Origin of the sequence: Acinetobacter amyesii (assembly GCF_023499985.1) — a bacterium.
Lineage (GTDB): Bacteria > Pseudomonadota > Gammaproteobacteria > Pseudomonadales > Moraxellaceae > Acinetobacter > Acinetobacter amyesii.
In genome coordinates this window covers 1-20,347 of sequence record NZ_JAMCOU010000036.1, presented here as the reverse complement: position 1 = coordinate 20,347, position 20,347 = coordinate 1, and the positions used below count along the sequence as shown (strand labels likewise).

Sequence of the window (20,347 nt, the reverse complement as noted above, 5' to 3'; positions counted from 1 at the left end):
TCAGATGATAGGGTCTTATGGAATATCAATCACTTCAGCCCAAAGCATCCTGATAAATACAAGACTGAGCTATTTCAAAAACCTTTTCATCTTCAATATTCAATTGATCATATTGCTGCATTTTTTGAATCATCCATTCAAAATCTGACGTTTGTGGCGCTTTGCTCTTGCCAAAATTTTGAATGATTCTTTTGATTCGATGAAAAGCCTCGACGTGAATCTGCTCAGAACAATCAAAACGGATGATGTGATATTGCTTTAACAAAGAAAATATTTCAGAAAAATGCGTTTGTTGAAGCAGATCGTTTTGGGCTTTTTGGATGGCAAGATGGATTGCGTTTAAGGTATTGGGATGTTTTTCTGCCCAATCATGGGTAAAAGCTAAAACTTTATCTGGAATATGATCAATAATATCTTGGCTATTGACGATAATACGACTATAGCCTTGTATTTCAGCTTGCGTATTCCACGGCTCTCCGACACAGAATACATCAATTCGTTGCGTTGATATTGCTTCGACCATATAAGGCGGTGGTAAAGTTGAAAACGTTTGCGTTTGAGCAATTTCTGTGTCTGCAAGTGCCAGCCATTCTCTTAGAATATAATGATGAATCGAATGCTGAAAAACATGCGCCAACTGAATCGTTTGATTCTGTTTTACCGCAGATACGATTTTCTCTGCTGAATTTTTTGGAAGATCCAAAGCATTGATATTTAATTCATAGCACAGCTTTTGACTCAAACTAATATAAGCACAATTAGTACTGAGTGTAAGAGAGGTTTGTAAGGGAATGCCGAGATGGTCTTTACCCGTCACAGACGCAGGCAGCATGGCCGATAAGCAATGGGCAGCATCTAAAAAACCAAAAGCTAGACGGTCGCGTAAACTTGCCCAAGACGGTTCTTGAGTCAGTGTGATATTTAACCCTTGTTCAGCAAAATATCCTTGATGTTCTGCCCAGAGCAAAGCAACACAGTCGAGTAAAGGAATATACCCCAATTGAATATCTGTTTTTTCAAGCTTTTGCATGGTTTATTCCTTAAATTGAGACTGTAACAACGCTTGCGCATCAAGCAGCCGACGCGCCATTTCACCCATTGTCATACGGTGACTCATGGCATTTTTTCTCAGCAAATTAAATGCTTGATCTTCGGTTAATCCATGCATTTGTATTAAAAGCACTTTGGCTTTTTCAATATCTTTTCGATCGGCCAATTTGCACTTGGTTTCAGCCAAATCATTCAGCAGTTTTTTATGCTTTTTATATTGTTCAATTGAAATTTCTAAAATGCTATTCAAACGTGCAGGGTCAATACCATCGACAATATAAGCCGTGACACCTGCATCAATCGCGCTTCGGATAATTTCTCGACTCGAATTTTTAGTGAACAGAACAGTCGGTAAGTCAAATTGACTGACACAGCTTTCAATGACATCGCGATGCGGGTGATCCATATCCAATAAAATCACATCTGCCTGAATATTTTGCAGATATGACATATTTAAATGATCAATTATAAAACTGGCGACCACATCAAAGTCATGCTGAATTAATGAGGCTTGAATAAATTCAGCACGTTCTTGATCATCATCAATCAGGGCTATTTTTAGTTTTGGCATGCAAACACTCAGACAGAGCCAAACAGATACGTATTGAGCTTGCTAAGCAAATTAAATGCCAAATCTAAAGGCAATACAAAATATAAATCTGCTTCTAAGTTTGAGCAAAGTTATATTCGCATTTTCAAATTGAACCATTTCCGTGCACTGATCTTGTGCAGGGCTGAACCACGCTTGAACATTTAGCTGCATCTCTATAGGCACATTGACTATCTATTTACCTTAATTCGCTTAATTTCTGACAAGTCGGCGTTCAAAGCCGCAATGTAAAGATGAATTGAAGTCGAAAATAAAAACTTGGCATGGCTCGTGCTTAATACTTGTTGAGTCAATGAAGACTCTAAAAATTTGTTAGACGGCCAACGACGTCCGTTCTGATCGACTCTGTTATGTGTTAGCGACATAACCGAGTAATTCATGCGTTCAGTTCAGTCAGGAGAAGGTTATGTCTTCAAATTTAAATGCCAAAAAAGCCACAAAAATAAGTCTATTTAATTTTTCTTCAGCAGCAATGCGGGCCTTCCACATGAGTTGGCTCGCATTCTTTGTTTGCTTCTTTGCATGGTTTGCCTGTGCGCCGTTGATGCCAGTGATTGCAGGCGAATTTCACCTGACTAAAGATCAAATTGCCAATATTAATATTGCCGCGGTTGCAATCACGATTTTAGTCCGCCTGATTGTCGGCCCTTTATGTGATAAATATGGCCCGCGTAAGACCTACACAGCATTATTAATTGTCGGCAGCATCCCAGTCTTTGGTGTTGCATCTGCGAATAGCTATGAATCTTTTCTTTTCTTCCGCTTGTTGATCGGTGCGATCGGCGCAAGTTTTGTCATCACGCAATACCACACTAGCATTATGTTTGCGCCTAATGTGGTGGGGACAGCCAATGCGGCAACAGCAGGCTGGGGTAATGCCGGCGGCGGTGCAACTCAAGCCCTCATGCCTTTATTGCTTGGCGCACTCGTTATGTTTGGTGTAGAGCAAGCGATGGGCTGGCGCATAGCGTTAATCGTTCCTGGTGTGATGATGTTGATCGTAGGCGCGCTGTATTGGAAATTTACCCAAGACTGCCCGCAAGGCAACTTTAAAGAACTGCGTGAACAAGGCGTTGCAGTCGGTTCAGATAAAAAAGGCGGTGTAGCCATTCTCATGCACGCTGCACGTAACTATCGCGTATGGATTTTATTTGGCGCTTATGCAGCTTGCTTTGGTATAGAAATCTTTATTCACAACATTATTGCGCTGTATTACGTCGACAACTTCCAATTTGGATTAAAAGAAGCGGGTATGGCAGCAGGGATCTTCGGTCTATTGGCACTGTTTGCCCGCGCGCTCGGCGGCATTGTTTCAGACAAAGTCGCGACTACCAAAGGCTTGGATGGCCGTACCAAAGTTCTGTTTGCGATGATTCTGCTCGAAGGACTGTTTTTAATACTGTTCTCGCAAATGAGCACGCCAATCTTCGCCATTCTTGCCATGACAGTCTTTGCGCTCTTCACCCATATGGCGTGCGGCGCAACCTATGCCTTGGTGCCATTCATTGACCGTGATGCTTTAGGCGGCGTGGCAGGCATTATCGGCGCAGGCGGTAACGTTGGTGCGGTAGCTGCAGGATTCTTGCTTAAAGGCATGTTGGATATTCAAACCACGCTGATGGTGCTTGGCGGTTTGGTGGTGATTGCTGCAAGCTGTGTGCTGATGATCCGCTTCTCTGTAGAGCATAAAGAAAAAGAACAGCGCTTATTTGAACAAGCTGTGAATGAAAGAAATCTAGCTGAAGTTCAAAACTAATACAAATAGCAGCCTAAGCGTATAGAGGCTTAGGCTGTGCCAAAGAAAATATTGCGGAGAAAGAATATGAAAATCATCATGATTGGGCATGGCATGGTTGGCCACAAGTTTATCGAATCTGTACTGGAACACGCAGGTGATGATGTTGAATTAACCATTTTAGCTGAAGAGCCGCGTCTTGCTTATGACCGTGTGCATTTAACTGAATACTTCAGCGGCAAGTCAGCGAAAGACTTAACCCTGTGCCGCAGCGACTTTGCTGATGCATACGGTATAGATTTACGCCTGAGCACCAAAGCGGTTGAAATTGATCAGCGTAATAAAACGGTCACGACCAATCACGGTGATATTCTTTCTTATGACAAATTAGTACTGGCTACAGGTTCATACGCTTTTGTACCGCCAATTCCAGGCAATGAGCGTGAAAACTGCTTTGTGTACCGTACCATTGAAGACTTGGATGCCATCCGTACCGCAAGCTTCAATGCTAAAACAGGTGTGGTGATCGGCGGCGGTTTATTGGGTTTAGAAGCAGCAAAAGCGCTGCGTGATTTAAACTTAGAAACCCATGTTGTTGAATTTGCACCACGCTTAATGGCAGTTCAGATTGATGATCTAGGCGGTAAAGTTTTACGCTCTAAAATTGAAAATCTAGGTGTTAAAGTCCATACGCAAAAAGCGACATCTTGCATCGAAGACGGTGCAAATGCGAAGCATGTAATGAAGTTTGGTGATGGTTCTGAACTGGAAACCGACATCATCTTATTCTCTGCAGGTATCCGCCCACGCGATGAATTAGCGCGCCAAAGTGGTTTAGCCATTGGTGAGCGTGGCGGTATTGTAATTAACGATTATTGCCAAACTTCAAACCCTGACATTTATGCCATTGGTGAATGTGCGCTTTGGCAAAATAAAATTTATGGCCTAGTTGCGCCGGGCTATGAGATGGCACGTATTGCAGCAAAGCATGTGATGGAACAAAACTGCACGCTTTTCGCTGGTGCAGATATGAGCACCAAGCTGAAACTGATGGGAGTTGATGTTGCATCTGTAGGCGATGCGCATGCAATGACACCAAATTCTTTAAGCTATTTCTATGCAGATGAAGCAGCTCAGGTTTATAAAAAAATTGTCGTGAATGCAGAGAAAACTAAGCTGCTAGGTGCAGTATTGGTGGGCTGTGCTAAAGAATACAATGACCTGCTGCAAATGATGCTGAATGGCTTAGAAGTTCCAGAAAGCCCAGAAAGCCTAATCATGCCTGGCTATGCACAATCTGCAGGTAAATCGGGCGGAAGCGGTGTCGATCTGCTGCCAGACAGCGCAACGATTTGTTCATGTAACAACGTCTCTAAAGCAGATATTTGTTCAGCCATTGCTGACGGATCGACTTCTTTAGGCGCATTGAAAAAATGTACTAAAGCTGCAACAGCTTGCGGCGGCTGTGCGCCATTAGTCACTCAAGTACTTAAATCGGAGCTTCAGCGTCAAGGTGTAACTGTAAATAACCATTTATGTGAACACTTTGCTTATTCACGCCAAGAGCTCTATCACTTGGTACGTGTGAACGAAATCAAAACCTTTGATGACCTGATTCAACAGCATGGCCATGGTTTAGGCTGTGATATCTGTAAACCGACGGCAGCCAATATCCTAGCGTCATGCTGGAATGACTTTGTACTTAAACCAAGCCATGCGGGCTTGCAAGACAGTAATGACTACTACCTCGGCAATATTCAAAAAGACGGTTCATATTCAGTAGTACCTCGTATGGCTGGCGGTGAAGTTACTCCGGACGGATTAATTGCCGTGGGTCAAATTGCCAAAGAATATGGTCTATATACCAAACTTACAGGCGGTCAGCGTGTTGATATGTTTGGTGCACAAGTGCATCAACTGCCTGAAATCTGGGAAAAATTGATTGCTGCTGGTTTTGAGTCTGGCCATGCCTACGGCAAATCACTGCGTACGGTGAAATCTTGTGTCGGCAGTACTTGGTGCCGTTATGGCGTGGACGATTCAGTCGGCTTGGCGATTTATTTAGAGAACCGCTACAAAGGCCTTCGCTCACCGCACAAACTGAAAATGGCTGTGTCGGGCTGTACCCGTGAATGTGCTGAGGCGCAAAGTAAAGATGTGGGCGTGATTGCGACAGAAAAGGGCTGGAACCTTTATGTATGCGGCAATGGCGGTATGAAGCCACGTCACGCAGAGCTTTTGGCATCAGACTTAGATACGCAAACATTGATCAAATACATTGACCGTTTCTTTATGTTCTACATTCAAACAGCAGACCGTTTGCAGCGTACTTCTGTATGGCGCGACAACATGGAAGGCGGTTTAGATTACCTGAAAGATGTCGTTGTAAATGATTCGCTTGGCGTAGCGGGTGAACTTGAACGCCGTATGAGCCATGTTGTGGGTACATATCAAGATGAATGGCGTACTGCTGTAGAAGATCCTGAAGTACGTAAACGCTTTGTGACTTTCGTGAATGCAAAAGCAGAACAGCAAAATGATCCGCATATTCAGTTTGCATCCGTTCGCGGTCAAATCAGACCCAAAACAGAAGCTGAACGCGATTCGTCACGCATTCCAGTGGTTGAAGCTTAATCACAGCAATAGAGATCTTACGAAAGTTAAAATTAAAATTTTCCATTATTTTTCAAAGTATAAATTCCTTTACTTAGACCTTATATGGCTCAGGTAGAAGGCTAGGATGAAGAGTTTTAACAAATACCTCTCCCTAACCCTCTCCTAAAAGGAGAGGGAATTTAGATCTAAATGAATTTATGGATAAAAAGAACTTCTGTAAGAGATCTAATAAAGCTAAAGAATGATAAGAGGAACTTAAAGATGACAGTTTTAAAAGAAATGAATGATTTAGACTGGTTTGATATTTGTGCATTAGATGATATTACGCCAAATACAGGTGTGGGCGCACTGATTGAAAATCAGCAAATTGCGATATTCCGTGTCGGTGAAGAAAAGCGGGTTTATGCACTGAGCAATCAAGACCCATTTAGCCAAGCCTATGTTATGTCCCGCGGTATTATTGGTGACTTGCAGGGTGAACGTGTTGTTGCATCACCCATTTATAAACAGCATTTCAGCCTTGCTACTGGACGCTGCTTAGAAGATAAAGACCAAAAACTCTTGGTTTTTCCAAGCAAAATTGAAAATGGCCGTGTGCTGATTAGTCCAACTGCTCAAAAAACCTATATTACCAATAACGCGCCATCGTCTGAGTTGATGAAACTTGTTTTGGTCGGCAATGGCTTAGCAGGTATGCGTTGCTTAGAAGATCTGCTGGATATGGCGCCAGAGCGTTATGAAATTACGGTCATTGGTGAAGAACCTTGGGGTAATTACAACCGAATTATGCTTTCACCTGTGCTTTCAGGTGATAAAACCATTGAAGATATCATGCTGCATTCACATGCTTGGTATAAAGACAAAAATATCCGTTTTGTAGCAGGTGATGCGGCGGTACGCATAGACCGTCCGCGCAAGCAGGTATACACAGAAAAAGGCTTGGTCATCGATTATGACCGTCTGATTTTAGCGACAGGTTCTAAGCCATTTATTCCGCCTATACCGGGAACTGACTTAAAAGGTGTTCTCAGCTTCCGTGATATTTATGATGTAAACCGCATGCTGGATTACTGTAAATCTAAGCAAAATGCAGTGGTGATTGGCGGCGGTTTACTTGGCCTAGAGGCTGCGTATGGCCTGAAACAGCGTAGCATGAATGTCACAGTACTGCATTTGATGGATCGTATTATGGACCGTCAGTTAGATGAAAAAGCCAGCTTAATGCTCAATCATGCGATTGAACAAAAAGGTATAAAAATCATGACCGCAGCAAATACCCAAGAGTTGATGGGTGAAGATGGCCATGTGAAGCAGCTGCGTTTGCAAGACGGTACTGTTTTAGATGCAGATCTTGTGGTTTTTGCGGTGGGTATTCGTCCGAATATTGAGCTTGCGCAAAGTGCAGGACTGCGCTGCGGCCGCGGTGTCATGGTGAATGACACCATGCAAACTTTTGATCCGAGTATTTATGCGGTGGGTGAATGTATTGAACACCGAAGCCAAACTTTCGGTTTAGTTGAACCGCTTTGGGGACAGGCATTCATTTGTGCATCGCATTTGGCCGAACATGGCAGCTTAACCTTCAAAGCGCCTACGGTTCCGACGCAGTTAAAAGTCAGCGGCTGTGATGTTTTTTCTGCAGGCAACTTTGAACCGTTGGATGATTTTGAAGACATTATTTTGAATGATGAAAAACGCCAAATCTATAAACGCATTATTATTCAAAAAGATAGAGTGATTGGTGCTGTGCTGTTTGGCGATACTGAAGACGGGGCATGGTATGCAGAATTGATTTCAGATCAAACTCCAATTTCAAGTATCCGAAACAAATTGCTGTTTGGTAAGGATTTTGCATTAAAGAAAGCAGGGTGATGCGTCTTTAATTTTGAAAGTCCCTTCTCCCACTGGGAGAAGGTTAGGATGAGGGGGCTTTTCATATAAATCCTCTCCCACTTGCGGAACTATGTTCCTCATCCTTTAAAAGGAGAGGGAACTTCCTATATGAATTAAGTGTTGATTAAAAATCTACTTATGCAAGTAGTCTAATATTAAAAATTATTGCAATACCTCGTTAGAATTGGAAAAGGAGCCAGCAGAAGTGAATAGCATCCCGATAGTGGAACTGCATAGCTCCACAGAAAATAAAATTAAAACAACGCAAACCACTTGTCCATATTGCGGTGTCGGCTGCGGCGTGAGCGCAACAGTTGAACAGACAGCTTTAGGGCAAAAAGTAAGCGTGACTGGCGATGCGAACCATCCATCAAACTATGGCAAGCTGTGCATTAAAGGCAGTAACTTAGCCGATACGATTGGATTAGAAACACGTGTTTTACAGCCGATGCTTGGGCGTCAAACATCACCATTTCATACTCGTCAGGCTACAGATTGGAACACAGCAACAGCACTGATTGCCGAAAAATTTCAGCAATGTATAGATCTTTACGGACGTGAAAGCATCGCTTTTTATGTGTCGGGCCAACTGCTGACGGAGGATTACTATGCCGTTAACAAATTTGTCAAAGGCTATTTAGGTACTGCAAATATTGACACCAATTCACGGCTTTGCATGTCATCGGCTGTGGCGGCACATAAGCGTGCATTTGGTGAAGACCTTGTACCAGCAAGCTATGAAGACTTTGAGCATACAGAGATGGTGGTGCTGGTCGGATCCAATACAGCATGGTGCCATCCCGTGCTGTATCAGCGCATTATGAAAGCCAAAGAAGAACGTGATTTGTTCGTGGTGGTCATTGATCCGCGCTTTACCAGTACCTGTGAGGCTGCAGATTTGCATTTGCCAATTTTACCGGGGCAAGATGTCGCACTGTTCAACGGTTTGCTGCAGTATTTAGTACAAAATAATCATAGTGATGTAGATTTTATCACCAAACATACTCAAGGTTTGGCGCAAGCGCTGGAGCAAAGTAAAACAGAAGCTTCTATGACAGCAGTTGCTGAGCGTACAGGTATTTCTTTAGAAAAATTACAGCTATTTTTTGAAAAATTTGCGCAAACTGACAAAGTTATGTCGCTATTTTCGATGGGGGTTAATCAGTCTTCGCGCGGTGTAGACAAAGCCAACAGTATTATTAACTGCCATTTGCTGACTGGCAAAATCGGAAAATTAGGTGCAGCGCCTTTTTCTATGACAGGTCAGCCCAATGCAATGGGTGGCCGCGAGGTTGGCGGCTTAGCCAATATGCTGGCTGCGCACTTAGATGTCGATAACACAGCGCATCAGGCATTAGTACAAGCGTTTTGGCAAAGTCCATTTATTGCCAATAAAGCGGGATTAAAAGCGGTTGATCTGTTTCAGGCGGTTGAAAGCGGCAAAATAAAAGTCATCTGGATTATGGCTACTAATCCTGTAGTTAGCTTGCCAGATGCAGATCAAGTCAAACGTGCCTTAGAGCAATGCGAGTTTGTAGTGGTGTCGGATATTTGCAAAGACACAGACACAGCAATATATGCAGATGTGCTTTTACCTGCATTGGGCTGGGGTGAAAAAGACGGAACCGTTACCAATTCTGAACGCCGTATTTCACGTCAAACTGCATTTTTAGATGCGCCGGGTGAAGCCAAAGCAGATTGGTGGTCTATTGCACAAGTTGCGAAAAAGATGGGTTATAGCGGTTTTGACTACAGCAGCAGCTATGACATTTTTATTGAACATGCAAAATTATCTGCTTATCAAAATGCGCCTTTAGATCAACGTGATACAACTGAGTCTTTTCGCTACTTTAACTTGCAGGGTTTAAGTAAGTTATCTGCACAAGATTATGCTGAATTAAAGCCCGTGCAATGGCCAGTTTGGCAGTTAGATCAGAGTGCTGATGCAGTCAGCCGTTTGTTTGCAGCGGGCCAATTCAGCCATGCCGATGCCAAAGCTAAGTTTGTCGCAACAACCGCTATTGACCCTTTGAACAAGATTTGCGGCGAATATCCGCTGGTTTTAAATACTGGCCGTATCCGTGATCAATGGCACACCATGAGCCGTACGGGTTTATCTGCAAACTTGAGTACACATATCGCCGAACCATTTTGTGAAATACACCCGCAAGATGCACTGAAGTTTGGTGTTAAAGATGGTGAACTGGTTGAGGTGAAATCTAACTGGGGCTTATGTATTTTACGTGCACAGGTCAGCAGTAAAATTCGACGCGGTCAAATCTTTGCGCCAATTCATTGGAATGACCAAGTCGCATCGGATGCGCGTATAGGCAAAGTGGTGAATCCTGTGGTCGATTCACTATCTGGTGAGCCTGAATTTAAACATACGCCGGTATTTGTACAGCCGTTTTATACACAGTGGCAAGGTGTACTGTATGTACGTGACGGCTTTGAGCAAATGGTGCAAAACACCATTCAAAACACGGTGTGGTGGACCAAAATTAAAACAGCGAAAGCGACACGTTTTGAGTTGGCCGATCGTAAAAAATTTAGAAACACGGTTCAGCAGCTGAAAACATTACTGCCATTTACCGATGAAAGCTTTGAATGGCTGAATTTGGAAGATCAAACTGCTGATTTGAGTCATACCGTGGTGCTGCAAGATGGGCATTTAATTGCCAGTCTATATATTGCGCAACGCTCTATGCTGCCAGACCGTGATTGGATTGCTGGCATGTTTAAGCGTGAACGACTAAGCGCAATGCACCGCAAAGCGCTGCTTGCAGGTCAGCCGATGAACATGACCAACAGTGCAGGTCCGCTGGTGTGCAGCTGCTTTAAAGTCGGTAAAAATACCATTATCGAAACCATTAAAGAAAAGAATATTACCCATGAAAAACAAGTTACTGCATGTTTAAAGGCTGGCGGCAATTGCGGTTCGTGCTTATCAGAAATTCGAGGCTTAATTAAAGCCTGTCAGACGGAGTACGCAGAATGATGAAGAAAATCACCAAATCAATAGGCTATCCAGAAACAGACTTGGTTATTTTGTCGGGCGGTCAGGCCCGCAGAATGAACGGCATGAATAAAGTGCTGCAAAAATTTGATAATGAAATTCAGCTGATTAAGATCCATCAGCAGTTGAAATCACGGGCTGAAAATGTCTGGATCAACAGCCATCGCGATCATTCGATTTATAAACGGCTCATTCCCTCGATCCGCTTTTATCAAGATGATGAAGCCGGATTTTTAGGGCCATTGATGGGGATGAAAAGCGCGTGGTCACATGTTGAGTCTGATTATGTTTTGTTTGTCCCGTGCGATGTGACCTATATCCCGAAGAAAGTGCTTTCGAGATTGCATCAGGCCATGCAGCGGGATCCCTTGTGTGAAGTAGCTGTAGTGGAAATTAATGGCAAAGCGCTGTATCCATTTTGTTTGCTGAAACGAAGCAGTCTCACAATGCTGCAGGTGCATCTTGATCAAAAACAGCGCAGTTTGAAGGGGTGTTTTAGTAAAATGCACATGCAAGTTGCACGTTTTCAAAATAATGCACTCTTTTTTCACAGCATTAACTCTCTAGATGAGCTGCAGCAGCACCGTCAGCTGAATTTTCTCTAAAAGCTGTACCTTTTGCGGAGCTTTCATTTCAAATAATGAGCCTAATGTGCTGTTTTTGAACCCAGAGAGAAAATCTACAGCCAATATGAAGCTTTTGAGCATGATATCTAGAGATAAAACAGACTGCTTTTATACCTTAAATAATGGGCTTAACGGCAATTTATATTTTTAATTGCTATTAGTTATTTATAAGTTATTGATTTTGTGTGTCAAAAAAACAAACCAAATCCTCTGAAATAAATATTCAAAAAAGCGCAAAGTTGGAACACTTATTGCAATTTTTACTGCAAGAAAAGAGGGCGCAAAATTTGTACTGAGCTAAGACAGGGCAAATGACAGCACCATGGAAGATAAACATGAACAGCATGACACAATTACAGCCAGCGACCATTTTTAAGGATCAGTTTGGCCGTGAAAAACGCAAATTGCGCATTTCAGTGACAGACCGCTGTAATTTTAAATGTGTCTATTGTATGCCTGAACATCCTGAATGGATGAAAAAACATAATCTTCTTAGTTTTGAATCACTTTACAATTTTTGTGAGTTTATGGTGCTGCGCGGGATTGATCAGATCCGGATCACGGGCGGCGAACCGCTCATGCGTCAAGGCGTTGTACATTTTATTGAACAGCTGCAGCACTTAAGAAAGCTAGGCCTTAAACGTATTTCCATGACAACCAATGGACATTATCTGAAGCAATATGCACAGGCCTTAAAACAAGCCGGCTTAGATGGCATAAATATCAGCTTAGACAGTTTGGATGAAGCGCAATTTTTCCAGCTGACACAAAAACAATTACAGCCTGTATTAGATGGAATTGAAGCAGCTCAGCAAGCGGGATTTGAAATCAAAATCAATTCCGTGTTAATCAAAGGCTTGAATGAACAGCAAATCATTCCATTAGCAAAATGGGCGCTGCAAAAAGGTTTCGAACTACGGTTTATCGAGTTTATGCCGCTGGATGGCGATCAAAACTGGTCTAAAGCTGCGGTCGTTACCGAACAAAACATACTGGATAAACTCAATACTGTTTTTGAAGTGCAAACAGTGCACGGTCAAGGTGCGTCACCAGCCAGATCTTACTTAATCAACGGCTTGCCTCTAGGTATTATTTCAACCATCAGCAATTCTTTTTGCGGCAGCTGCGACCGTCTAAGACTGAATGCGCAAGGCGAGTTTTTTAACTGCCTGTTTGCCCGAAAAGGTTTAAATCTCAGCCATGAAATTCAACAGCTGAAAAGCAGTAAAACAACAGAGTTAATGCCGCTCGATGCAATGGCTTTGCAGCAAAAATTAGGCAGTTATATTTGGCAGAAGGAGCAAGGCTTTCATGCCATAACAGCTCAATCCAGTCCATCTAGAAAAATCAGCATGCATATGATTGGAGGTTAAAGATGACTCATATCACCATCAAAATAGAATCTTTTGGCGCTATTGAACGCCTGCTGCCAGAGAATTTGAGTCTGACTTGCTTCGCACAGCAGTCGATTGCAGAGGTTTTGCAGCAAGTTACAGATCAATTTCCGGAGTCGTTCAGCATGCTTGAACGCTGCGCCTGCGCTATGGGAGAAGACATTGTGCCAAGGCAAACCGCATTGATGCAGGACAGCACCGTTGTGCTGTTGTCACCTGTGGCGGGAGGCTGAATATGGAGCTCAAGTATATTTCACGCATACAAGACACGGTATTCAGCCAAGCCGATTTTGACAGCATTAAGGCATTTCCTGAATGCGGCGGTATAGGTGTATTTATAGGCGCGGTGCGTAATCACCATGAAGGCAAAGCGGTAAAAGCTTTGAAATATACCGCTTATGCGCCTGTGGCTGAAAAAATGATCCAGCAAATTGAACAGGAAATTCAAGCCAAATACGGCGTGTCATATGTACGGGTTGTACACCGTATTGGCGCGCTGCAGGTCGGTGATACCGCCATTATCGCCATGGCCTATGCGCCGCACCGACGTGAGGCTTTTGCTGCCTGCGAAGAAGCGGTTGAGCGGGTTAAGCATGAAGTTCCGGTCTGGAAAGAAGAGTTTTATATGGACGGCAGCAGCCAATATGTAGAGGGCTGCTGTATTCGTAAAGATCATGTGCCCAAGGCGACAAGTCATGCAGCGCAGCATGCTCATATTCATGGCGAGTCATGTGAACATGCACATCAAAACAGCCATCAGACCATGCATTTGAACGCCAATATTTACCAATGGCACCTATAAAACTCCAAATTTAATACTGCAGACGCAAATGAATAAGATAAGGACAAAGCAATGAAAAATGTGGGCATGAAAGCTGAAAGTTACCGTACAGCCATTGCAACTGGAATTCTGCATGCGCCGCCACATTGCATTGAACTGCTGCGTAATGGCAATACAGAAAAAGGCGATGCGCTGAAAACCGCACGGATTGCAGGTATATTGGGCGCAAAACGCACGGATGAACTCATTCCGCTGTGTCATCCGCTGCCGATCTACCGTGCAGATGTCGAATATGAATTATTTGAGGCGCATGTCGAAATCAGTGCTGTGGTCGAAACCATTGGCCCAACGGGTGTGGAAATGGAAGCATTAACTGCGGTCAGTCTTGCCGGTTTAACGCTGTATGACATGCTGAAACCGCACTGTGAGCCTGAAGATTTATGCCTAGATCAGGTGAAACTGCAAAAGAAAAAAGGCGGTAAATCACATTTTACCCGTGTATTGAAAGAAAGCTTATCGGCGTCGATTATTGTGCTTTCAGATACGGTTGCTGCCGGTAAAAAATCAGATACTGCAGGGCAAAATGTCCTCGAAATTTTAGAAGAAGCAAACTTCAGCAACATCAGCTATCAAGTGATACCGGACAGTCCTAAACAGCTTTTGGCTCTTATTGAACAGCATAAGACGCAGTATCCGCTGATTTTGACCGTGGGCGGTACAGGTCTAGGCCAGAAAGATTTAACCGTTGAAACCATTCAGCCGCTGTTAAAACGGGAAATTCCAGGGCTGATGGAAGCATCCCGCAGTTTTGGGCAGAAACGCACCCCTTATGCGGCCCTTAGCCGCGGTGTTGCCGGCTATATTGATGACAGTTTAGTCATTACACTGCCGGGCAGCAGACAAGGCGCAAAAGAATCATTGATTGCCATTTTACCTGCCTTGGTGCATCTATTTGATGTGCAGAAGAATATTCCGCATGCAGGAGGCTACCAATGAACCAAGCCGTATTGCACGCAGGCTGCGGGGCCGAGGCTGGACTGATTTCAGTGGACGAAGCGCTTACGCTGATTCAGACACATACGCAAAGTTTAGCGCATGAAACTTTGGCGCTTCAGCACACTTTAGGCCGTTATTTGGCGGCAGATGTGCATTCACCAATTCAGCTGCCTTTATTTGCGCAAAGCGCAGTGGATGGCTATGCCATTTGCGCAGCGGGTGAAATTAAACCCGGCGCGCAATTTAAGCTGATTGGAGAAATCCGCGCAGGGCAAACGGCTGAAATAAGCTTAAAAGCAGGGCAAGCTGTCCGCATATTTACCGGCGCGCAGATACCTGAAGGCACGGCAACTGTAGCGCGGCAAGAAATTGTAAAGGCGGATAGACAGCAGATTGAACTGACTGCAGCCTTAAGCCCGCATGCAGATATTCGAGATGCAGGTGAGGAAATTTCATTTGGACAATGTTTAGCAGCGCGTGGTCAAAAGCTGACGGTTGGATCAATTGCAGCGCTCAGTATGGCTGGTATTTCACACTGCGAAGTTTTTGCCTATCCGAAAATTGCGGTCGTAATTACAGGTGATGAAGTTGCGCAAAATATAGAAGATTACCGTGCAGGTAAAATATTTGATGCCAATGCGCCGCTGATTTTAGTATGGTTTCATTCGCAGCACGTCCAAGTTGAAGTGATTCATATTGCAGATGAAAAACAGGCGGTTTTAGATTTATTCAACCGTTTAAAAGACAGCTTTGATTTAATTTTAACGACTGGCGGCGTATCTGTCGGTGATTATGATTTTGTTCGGCCGGCAGCCTTGGACATCGGTTTTCAGCAAATTTTCTGGAAAGTGAAACAAAAACCCAGCAAACCGATGCTGTTTGCACAATATCGACGTCCTGACAGCAGTTCCTGTTATTTACTCGGACTGCCGGGCAACCCCGCTGCAGTCTATGTCGGCATGCAAATTTATACAGATAGATTATTGAAAGCCCTACAAGGTCAAACACCTGCGCTGGACTGGTTCAGCGCAGTCATGACACATGACCTAAAAGCAGATGCACGTGAGCGGTTTTTAAGAATGTCGGCGCACTTTGATAAGCAAGGCAAGCTTCAACTAACCAGCCTGTCTAAACAGCAGTCGCATATGTTGAGCAATTTAATGCAAGCCAATTGCATTGTTCGGATTCCTGCAGGGCAGTCTGTGCAAGCAGGAAAAATTCTTCAAGGCGTATTTATTCAGCATTAGGAGTTTGCTATGCGATTCAAATTTATTTTAGCACTAGGACTGAGCTTCATTGCTGGCGCATCTCAGGCGGAAACAGTCAAAATTTATGCTGCAGCCAGTTTAAGCAATGCTATCAGCGATATTGCAAAGCAATATCAGGCACAGAATCCAGACATCAAAATTGTACCGGTATTTGGCGCGTCATCTGCTTTAGCCAAACAAATTGAAGCCGGTGCGCCAAGTGATTTGTATTTTTCAGCAGATGTGGACTGGATGAATTATTTGATGCAAAAACAGAAAATACCTGCAAAGCAAGTATTCAACATGCTAAGTAATGATTTGGTGCTGATTACGCCTAAAGCGGTGAATATGCAATTTAAAGCCGTGCCGCAGTTTAATTTTGCCAAGGCATTCAAAGGTCACTTATGTACAGGGCAAATGGAGTCTGTACCTGCTGGAAAATATGCCAAACAAAGCCTAACCAAGTTGGGCTGGCTATCAAGTTTGAATGGAAGGATTGTCGGGACAGATGATGTACGATCGGCTTTGGCTTTTGTTGAACGCGGTGAGTGCCAAGTGGGGATTGTTTACCGTACCGATGCGCTGATCAGTTCTAAAGTTAAAATAGCCGGGATTTTTCCAAATCATACTCATCAACCGATCATTTATCCATTGGCTTTAACACATCAAGGCGCAGCTAAACCTGAGGCCGTGAAGTTTTACCGTTATCTTAAAGACCATGCGCAAAGCAAAATGCTTTTTAAGCATTATGGCTTTGGTGTGAAAGGCTAAAGCATGCTCAGCCCAGAAGAGTGGAGCGCCTTGTTTCTGTCGGCTAAGGTTGCCGTTTGCGCCACTGTATTTTGCTTGCCATTTGCTATTGGGCTGGCTTGGGTGCTGGCGCGCTATGAGTTTCATTTGAAATTTTTAGTCGAAGCGCTGTTACAAATGCCGATGGTGCTGCCGCCGGTGGTTTTAGGTTATCTGCTATTGGTGCTGTTTGGTTCAAATGGCTGGATCGGCAAGCTGCTCAATGAATGGGGCATTCAACTGGCTTTTAATTGGAAAGGCGCCGTTTTAGCATCCATGATTGTGTCATTTCCGCTGATTGTGCAGCCGATCCGTTTGTCTTTTCAAATGATTAATCAGCAGCTGGAGCAGGTTGCAGGCTCACTAGGCGCGCATCCGTTACGGGTATTTGCATCAATTAGCCTGCCGCTGGCATTGCCGGGCATTTTAATCGGGAGCATTTTAGGATTTAGCCGAAGTTTAGGCGAATTTGGCGCAACCATTACCTTTGTGGGTAATATTCCTGATGAAACCCGAACCATTCCAATTGCTATCTATTCGCTGATACAGCAGCCCAATGGCGAAGAATCCGCAATGCGTTTAGTGATCCTTTCACTGCTGGCGGCTTTTGGCGCATTGATTGCCAATTATTATATTTTACAGCGCTATCAGCGAAAACTCGGAGCCGGCCATGCTTCAGTGTGATTTTCAGTTTCAATATGCAGATTTTCAATTGCAGGCTCGGCTGCAGATGCAAGAACAGCTGCTTGGCATTATGGGGCCATCAGGCAGCGGCAAGTCTACGCTGCTGAAAAATTTGGTTGGTTTGCTGCAGCCGCAGCAAGGTTATATATCGCTGAATCAGCGTGATGTGTTCGATACGGCGCAGAAGATTAACGTGCCGATGCATCAACGCAGTATTGCGCTGATTTTTCAAAAAGCATGGCTTTTTCCGCATATGAATGTGCAGCAAAATCTGCAATATGCGGAGAACTTAGGCGCTCAGGAAAATGCGAAATTTAAATTTGAGCAAGTGACTAATCTGCTTGAGTTACAGCCACTGCTCAAACGGCGGGCGCATGAACTTTCTGGCGGTGAGGCGCAGCGCGTTTCCATAGGACGCGCATTGCTGTCACAGCCTGACTTACTGCTGTTAGATGAACCGCTGACAGGACTGGACCGCAGGCTGAAAGATCAAATAATGCCATTTTTAAACACGGTGAAAGAACAGTTGGCGCTGCCGATGATATATGTTACGCATCATGGCGATGAGTTAGATTATTTAAAAGCCCATATTTTGTATCTAGAAAATGGTCAAATAAGTTTTTAAATAAATATAAATTATATAAGTAATAACAGTGAATTAGATGAAAAAATGGTATTAAGCTGCATCTTAAAGTTTTGATTAGAACTATGAAAAACTCATTTTCTAGATTAAATTGTTACAAAACAAGGGAGAACACAGCGTTTTCCCTTTTTTATTCCTAATGATCTTGGAAATAATGATTTGTACGACTGACCGTGCAGACAGGGAATCTAATCGATGCATGATGATAGCTTAGCCACACATAATTCAACTGCAAAACTGGGTGCAGGGCTATCTAATCGGCATATTACAATGATCAGTATTGGTGGTGTAATTGGTGCTGGACTGTTTGTTGGATCATCTGCTGCGATTGCAAAAGCAGGGCCTGCCGCCGTTCTTGCTTATATTACTACCAGTATTTTGGTTTTTTTAATCATGCGAATGTTGGGAGAAATGGCTGTAGCCCAACCTGACACCGGCTCATTTTCAACCTATGCAAGAAAAGCCATTGGGCCTTGGGCGGGTTTTACCATCGGATGGTTATATTGGTGGTTTTGGGTTTTAGTTATTCCAATTGAAGCAATCGCTGGTGCAGAAATTCTGCATGCATGGTTTCCTTCAATATCAAGTGCTGTATTTGCGACATTCTTTATTGTGCTTCTCAGTTTAGCGAACTTTTTTAGTACTCGGAGTTTTGGTGAGTTTGAATTTTGGTTTTCTCTGATAAAAGTCTTGGCTATTGTAATTTTTATCGGCATTGGACTCACCGCAATATTTGGATTTTGGCCCTTAGCACCTGAAGTGAGTGGTGTAGAAAATCTATTCAAAAATGATGGATTTATGCCAAATGGTCTGGGTGGCGTGCTTTCAGCAATATTGATTTCAGCATTTTCATTCTTTGGTGTAGAAATTTTATCGATCGCTGCAGCAGAATCAAAAGATCCTGAGCAAAAAATTAAACGCGCAACCAATTTAGTGTTGTATCGGGTCATCTTATTTTTTGTGGTTTCAATTTTTATAACGGTTGCATTGGTCGATTGGCGTTCACCGCAATTACAACAATTAGGCACCTTCCAATATGTCTTGGTCAGTTTAAATGTCCCTCAATCAAAATTGATTATTGATAGTGTGGTCTTTATTGCGGTTGCAAGTTGTATGAATGCTGCACTTTATAGTTCATCAAGGATGCTATTTTCATTGGGGACACGCAAAGAAGCACCTCAATGGGTCACATCAATTAATGCCTCTGGCGTGCCAGCAATTGCAGTATTGGCATCGTCTGTAGTGGGATTAATTTGCTGTGCAGTCAATTATTTATTTCCAGGCCAAGTATTTGGATTTTTACTGTCTACAACAGGTTCAATTGCCTTATTGGTTTATTTAGTGATTGCATTTTCACAGCTTAAATTGAGAACACAAATCGAAAAAAATGGAACTGAGGTTGCGTTTAAAATGTGGCTATTTCCATGGCTGACATGGGCCGTCATTATTGTGATTTTAAGTGTGCTGATCTATATGTTTTTATCTCCAGCCTACAGTTATGAGACTTCATTATCTTTAGGTGTTACGACATTGGTGGTGCTCTGCGGCATAGTGGTGACAAGAAAAGCTAAGTTGAAGAATGATTCCGAACTGAATTAAAAATAAAGGTATCGCTGATAAAAAATCGTAAACGTGAACCAATGGATAATCTTTAGAATGTGCCATGTAAGGGGATTAAGGCGAATGGGTTAGGTTATATCCCTATGGCAATCCATTTTTAAGACAAATTCAAAGATTCACTTGACCTTCGACTGACTCCAAGCTTTATAATCGTTAAAATTTTCTTGATTGATGCAATATGCGTTCTGCGACATGGATAACAGTCTTAGTCGGATTGTTCATGTTCCAAACCCTTTGGAACGGGCAGCCGCTTTCTGTGTGCATGAAGAGCAAACCCAAGTTGTTCAAAGCTATCATTTTGGTCATCATCAAAATACCTTATGCGTCAGCAGTGAAACCAATCCACAGCATTCGTTGCATCAAGCATCTGAATCAAGTAGCAAACTAGACAAAAATACCGCAAGTGATCTGCAACTCGGTGAAGATTATCAACAGTATTTGCCGTCTATGACGCATTTGATTGTGCAAAATCAACAAGCGATTCTTTTTATTGCACATCAGAGCTTTGAATATACGCCAAAATTTGTTTGGAAGAATCTTTATCAAGCGCCTGATCTCTTCCTGCAAACACTTCCTCCTGTTTATGCCCCGCTAATGGCGGGATAGTCTAAAACATTCCCGCCACTTTTTTTTAATAAATGAGTGGG

Annotated in this window: 17 protein-coding genes; 15 read left to right on the top strand and 2 right to left on the bottom strand. The window is 43.2% G+C overall.

Features of this window, described 5'->3' with window-relative positions; genetic code table 11:
• Nucleotides 1–34 precede the first annotated feature (34 nt).
• Together M5F03_RS13600 and M5F03_RS13595 are read right to left on the bottom strand one after the other, a co-directional pair.
• Nucleotides 35–1,030, bottom strand: a complete 996-nt coding sequence (locus M5F03_RS13600) for an ABC transporter substrate-binding protein (RefSeq protein WP_249708611.1) — start codon at nucleotides 1,028–1,030, stop codon at nucleotides 35–37.
• A 3-nt stretch (nucleotides 1,031–1,033) separates the two neighbouring features.
• A complete protein-coding gene (locus M5F03_RS13595; protein WP_078193761.1) occupies nucleotides 1,034–1,621 on the bottom strand; it encodes an ANTAR domain-containing response regulator in 588 nt (195 codons plus the stop codon).
• A 445-nt stretch (nucleotides 1,622–2,066) separates the two neighbouring features.
• Here M5F03_RS13595 and M5F03_RS13590 point away from each other — a divergent pair, with 445 nt between their 5' ends.
• The 15 genes from M5F03_RS13590 to M5F03_RS13520 all read left to right on the top strand — a co-directional run bounded on the left by M5F03_RS13590 (nucleotide 2,067) and on the right by M5F03_RS13520 (nucleotide 20,306).
• Entirely contained in the window at nucleotides 2,067–3,416 is a 1,350-nt protein-coding gene (locus tag M5F03_RS13590; protein ID WP_249708610.1) for an MFS transporter, read from the top strand.
• Nucleotides 3,417–3,482: 66 nt separating this feature from the next.
• Nucleotides 3,483–6,029, top strand: a complete 2,547-nt coding sequence (gene nirB / locus M5F03_RS13585; protein WP_249708609.1) for a nitrite reductase large subunit NirB — start codon at nucleotides 3,483–3,485, stop codon at nucleotides 6,027–6,029.
• 243 nt (nucleotides 6,030–6,272) lie between these two features.
• Entirely contained in the window at nucleotides 6,273–7,883 is a 1,611-nt protein-coding gene (nirD, locus tag M5F03_RS13580) for a nitrite reductase small subunit NirD (protein ID WP_249708608.1), read from the top strand.
• 226 nt (nucleotides 7,884–8,109) lie between these two features.
• Nucleotides 8,110–10,902, top strand: a complete 2,793-nt coding sequence (locus M5F03_RS13575) for a molybdopterin-dependent oxidoreductase (protein ID WP_249708607.1) — start codon at nucleotides 8,110–8,112, stop codon at nucleotides 10,900–10,902.
• Nucleotides 10,902–11,525 (top strand): molybdenum cofactor guanylyltransferase, encoded by a 624-nt coding sequence (gene mobA, locus M5F03_RS13570; protein ID WP_372491151.1) that lies wholly within the window; start codon nucleotides 10,902–10,904, stop codon nucleotides 11,523–11,525. Before M5F03_RS13575 ends, mobA begins: the two co-directional genes overlap by 1 nt.
• Nucleotides 11,526–11,881: 356 nt before the next feature.
• The gene (moaA, locus tag M5F03_RS13565; RefSeq protein ID WP_249708606.1) at nucleotides 11,882–12,919 is read left to right on the top strand and encodes a GTP 3',8-cyclase MoaA; all 1,038 of its coding nucleotides are present in this window, start codon (nucleotides 11,882–11,884) and stop codon (nucleotides 12,917–12,919) included.
• A 2-nt stretch (nucleotides 12,920–12,921) separates the two neighbouring features.
• Entirely contained in the window at nucleotides 12,922–13,173 is a 252-nt protein-coding gene (locus M5F03_RS13560; RefSeq protein ID WP_180011191.1) for a MoaD/ThiS family protein, read from the top strand.
• Nucleotides 13,174–13,175: 2 nt separating this feature from the next.
• Nucleotides 13,176–13,742 (top strand): molybdenum cofactor biosynthesis protein MoaE, encoded by a 567-nt coding sequence (locus tag M5F03_RS13555; RefSeq protein WP_111884674.1) that lies wholly within the window; start codon nucleotides 13,176–13,178, stop codon nucleotides 13,740–13,742.
• A 51-nt stretch (nucleotides 13,743–13,793) separates the two neighbouring features.
• A complete protein-coding gene (gene moaCB / locus M5F03_RS13550) occupies nucleotides 13,794–14,717 on the top strand; it encodes a bifunctional molybdenum cofactor biosynthesis protein MoaC/MoaB (protein WP_249708605.1) in 924 nt (307 codons plus the stop codon).
• Complete coding sequence (locus tag M5F03_RS13545) at nucleotides 14,714–15,964, top strand: molybdopterin molybdotransferase MoeA (protein ID WP_249708604.1); 1,251 nt, start codon at nucleotides 14,714–14,716, stop codon at nucleotides 15,962–15,964. The genes moaCB and M5F03_RS13545 overlap by 4 nt, the downstream gene beginning before the upstream one ends.
• A 9-nt stretch (nucleotides 15,965–15,973) precedes the next feature.
• Nucleotides 15,974–16,735, top strand: a complete 762-nt coding sequence (gene modA, locus M5F03_RS13540) for a molybdate ABC transporter substrate-binding protein (RefSeq protein WP_249708603.1) — start codon at nucleotides 15,974–15,976, stop codon at nucleotides 16,733–16,735.
• A 3-nt stretch (nucleotides 16,736–16,738) separates the two neighbouring features.
• Nucleotides 16,739–17,437 carry a molybdate ABC transporter permease subunit gene (gene modB, locus M5F03_RS13535; protein WP_180009449.1) on the top strand — a complete coding sequence of 233 codons (699 nt, stop codon included), beginning with the start codon at nucleotides 16,739–16,741 and terminating at the stop codon, nucleotides 17,435–17,437.
• Nucleotides 17,424–18,062 (top strand): ATP-binding cassette domain-containing protein, encoded by a 639-nt coding sequence (locus M5F03_RS13530; RefSeq protein WP_249708602.1) that lies wholly within the window; start codon nucleotides 17,424–17,426, stop codon nucleotides 18,060–18,062. Before modB ends, M5F03_RS13530 begins: the two co-directional genes overlap by 14 nt.
• A 213-nt stretch (nucleotides 18,063–18,275) precedes the next feature.
• Entirely contained in the window at nucleotides 18,276–19,679 is a 1,404-nt protein-coding gene (locus M5F03_RS13525) for an amino acid permease (RefSeq protein WP_249708601.1), read from the top strand.
• Between the two features lie 213 nt (nucleotides 19,680–19,892).
• Nucleotides 19,893–20,306 (top strand): cation transporter, encoded by a 414-nt coding sequence (locus M5F03_RS13520; RefSeq protein ID WP_249708600.1) that lies wholly within the window; start codon nucleotides 19,893–19,895, stop codon nucleotides 20,304–20,306.
• Nucleotides 20,307–20,347 lie beyond the last annotated feature (41 nt).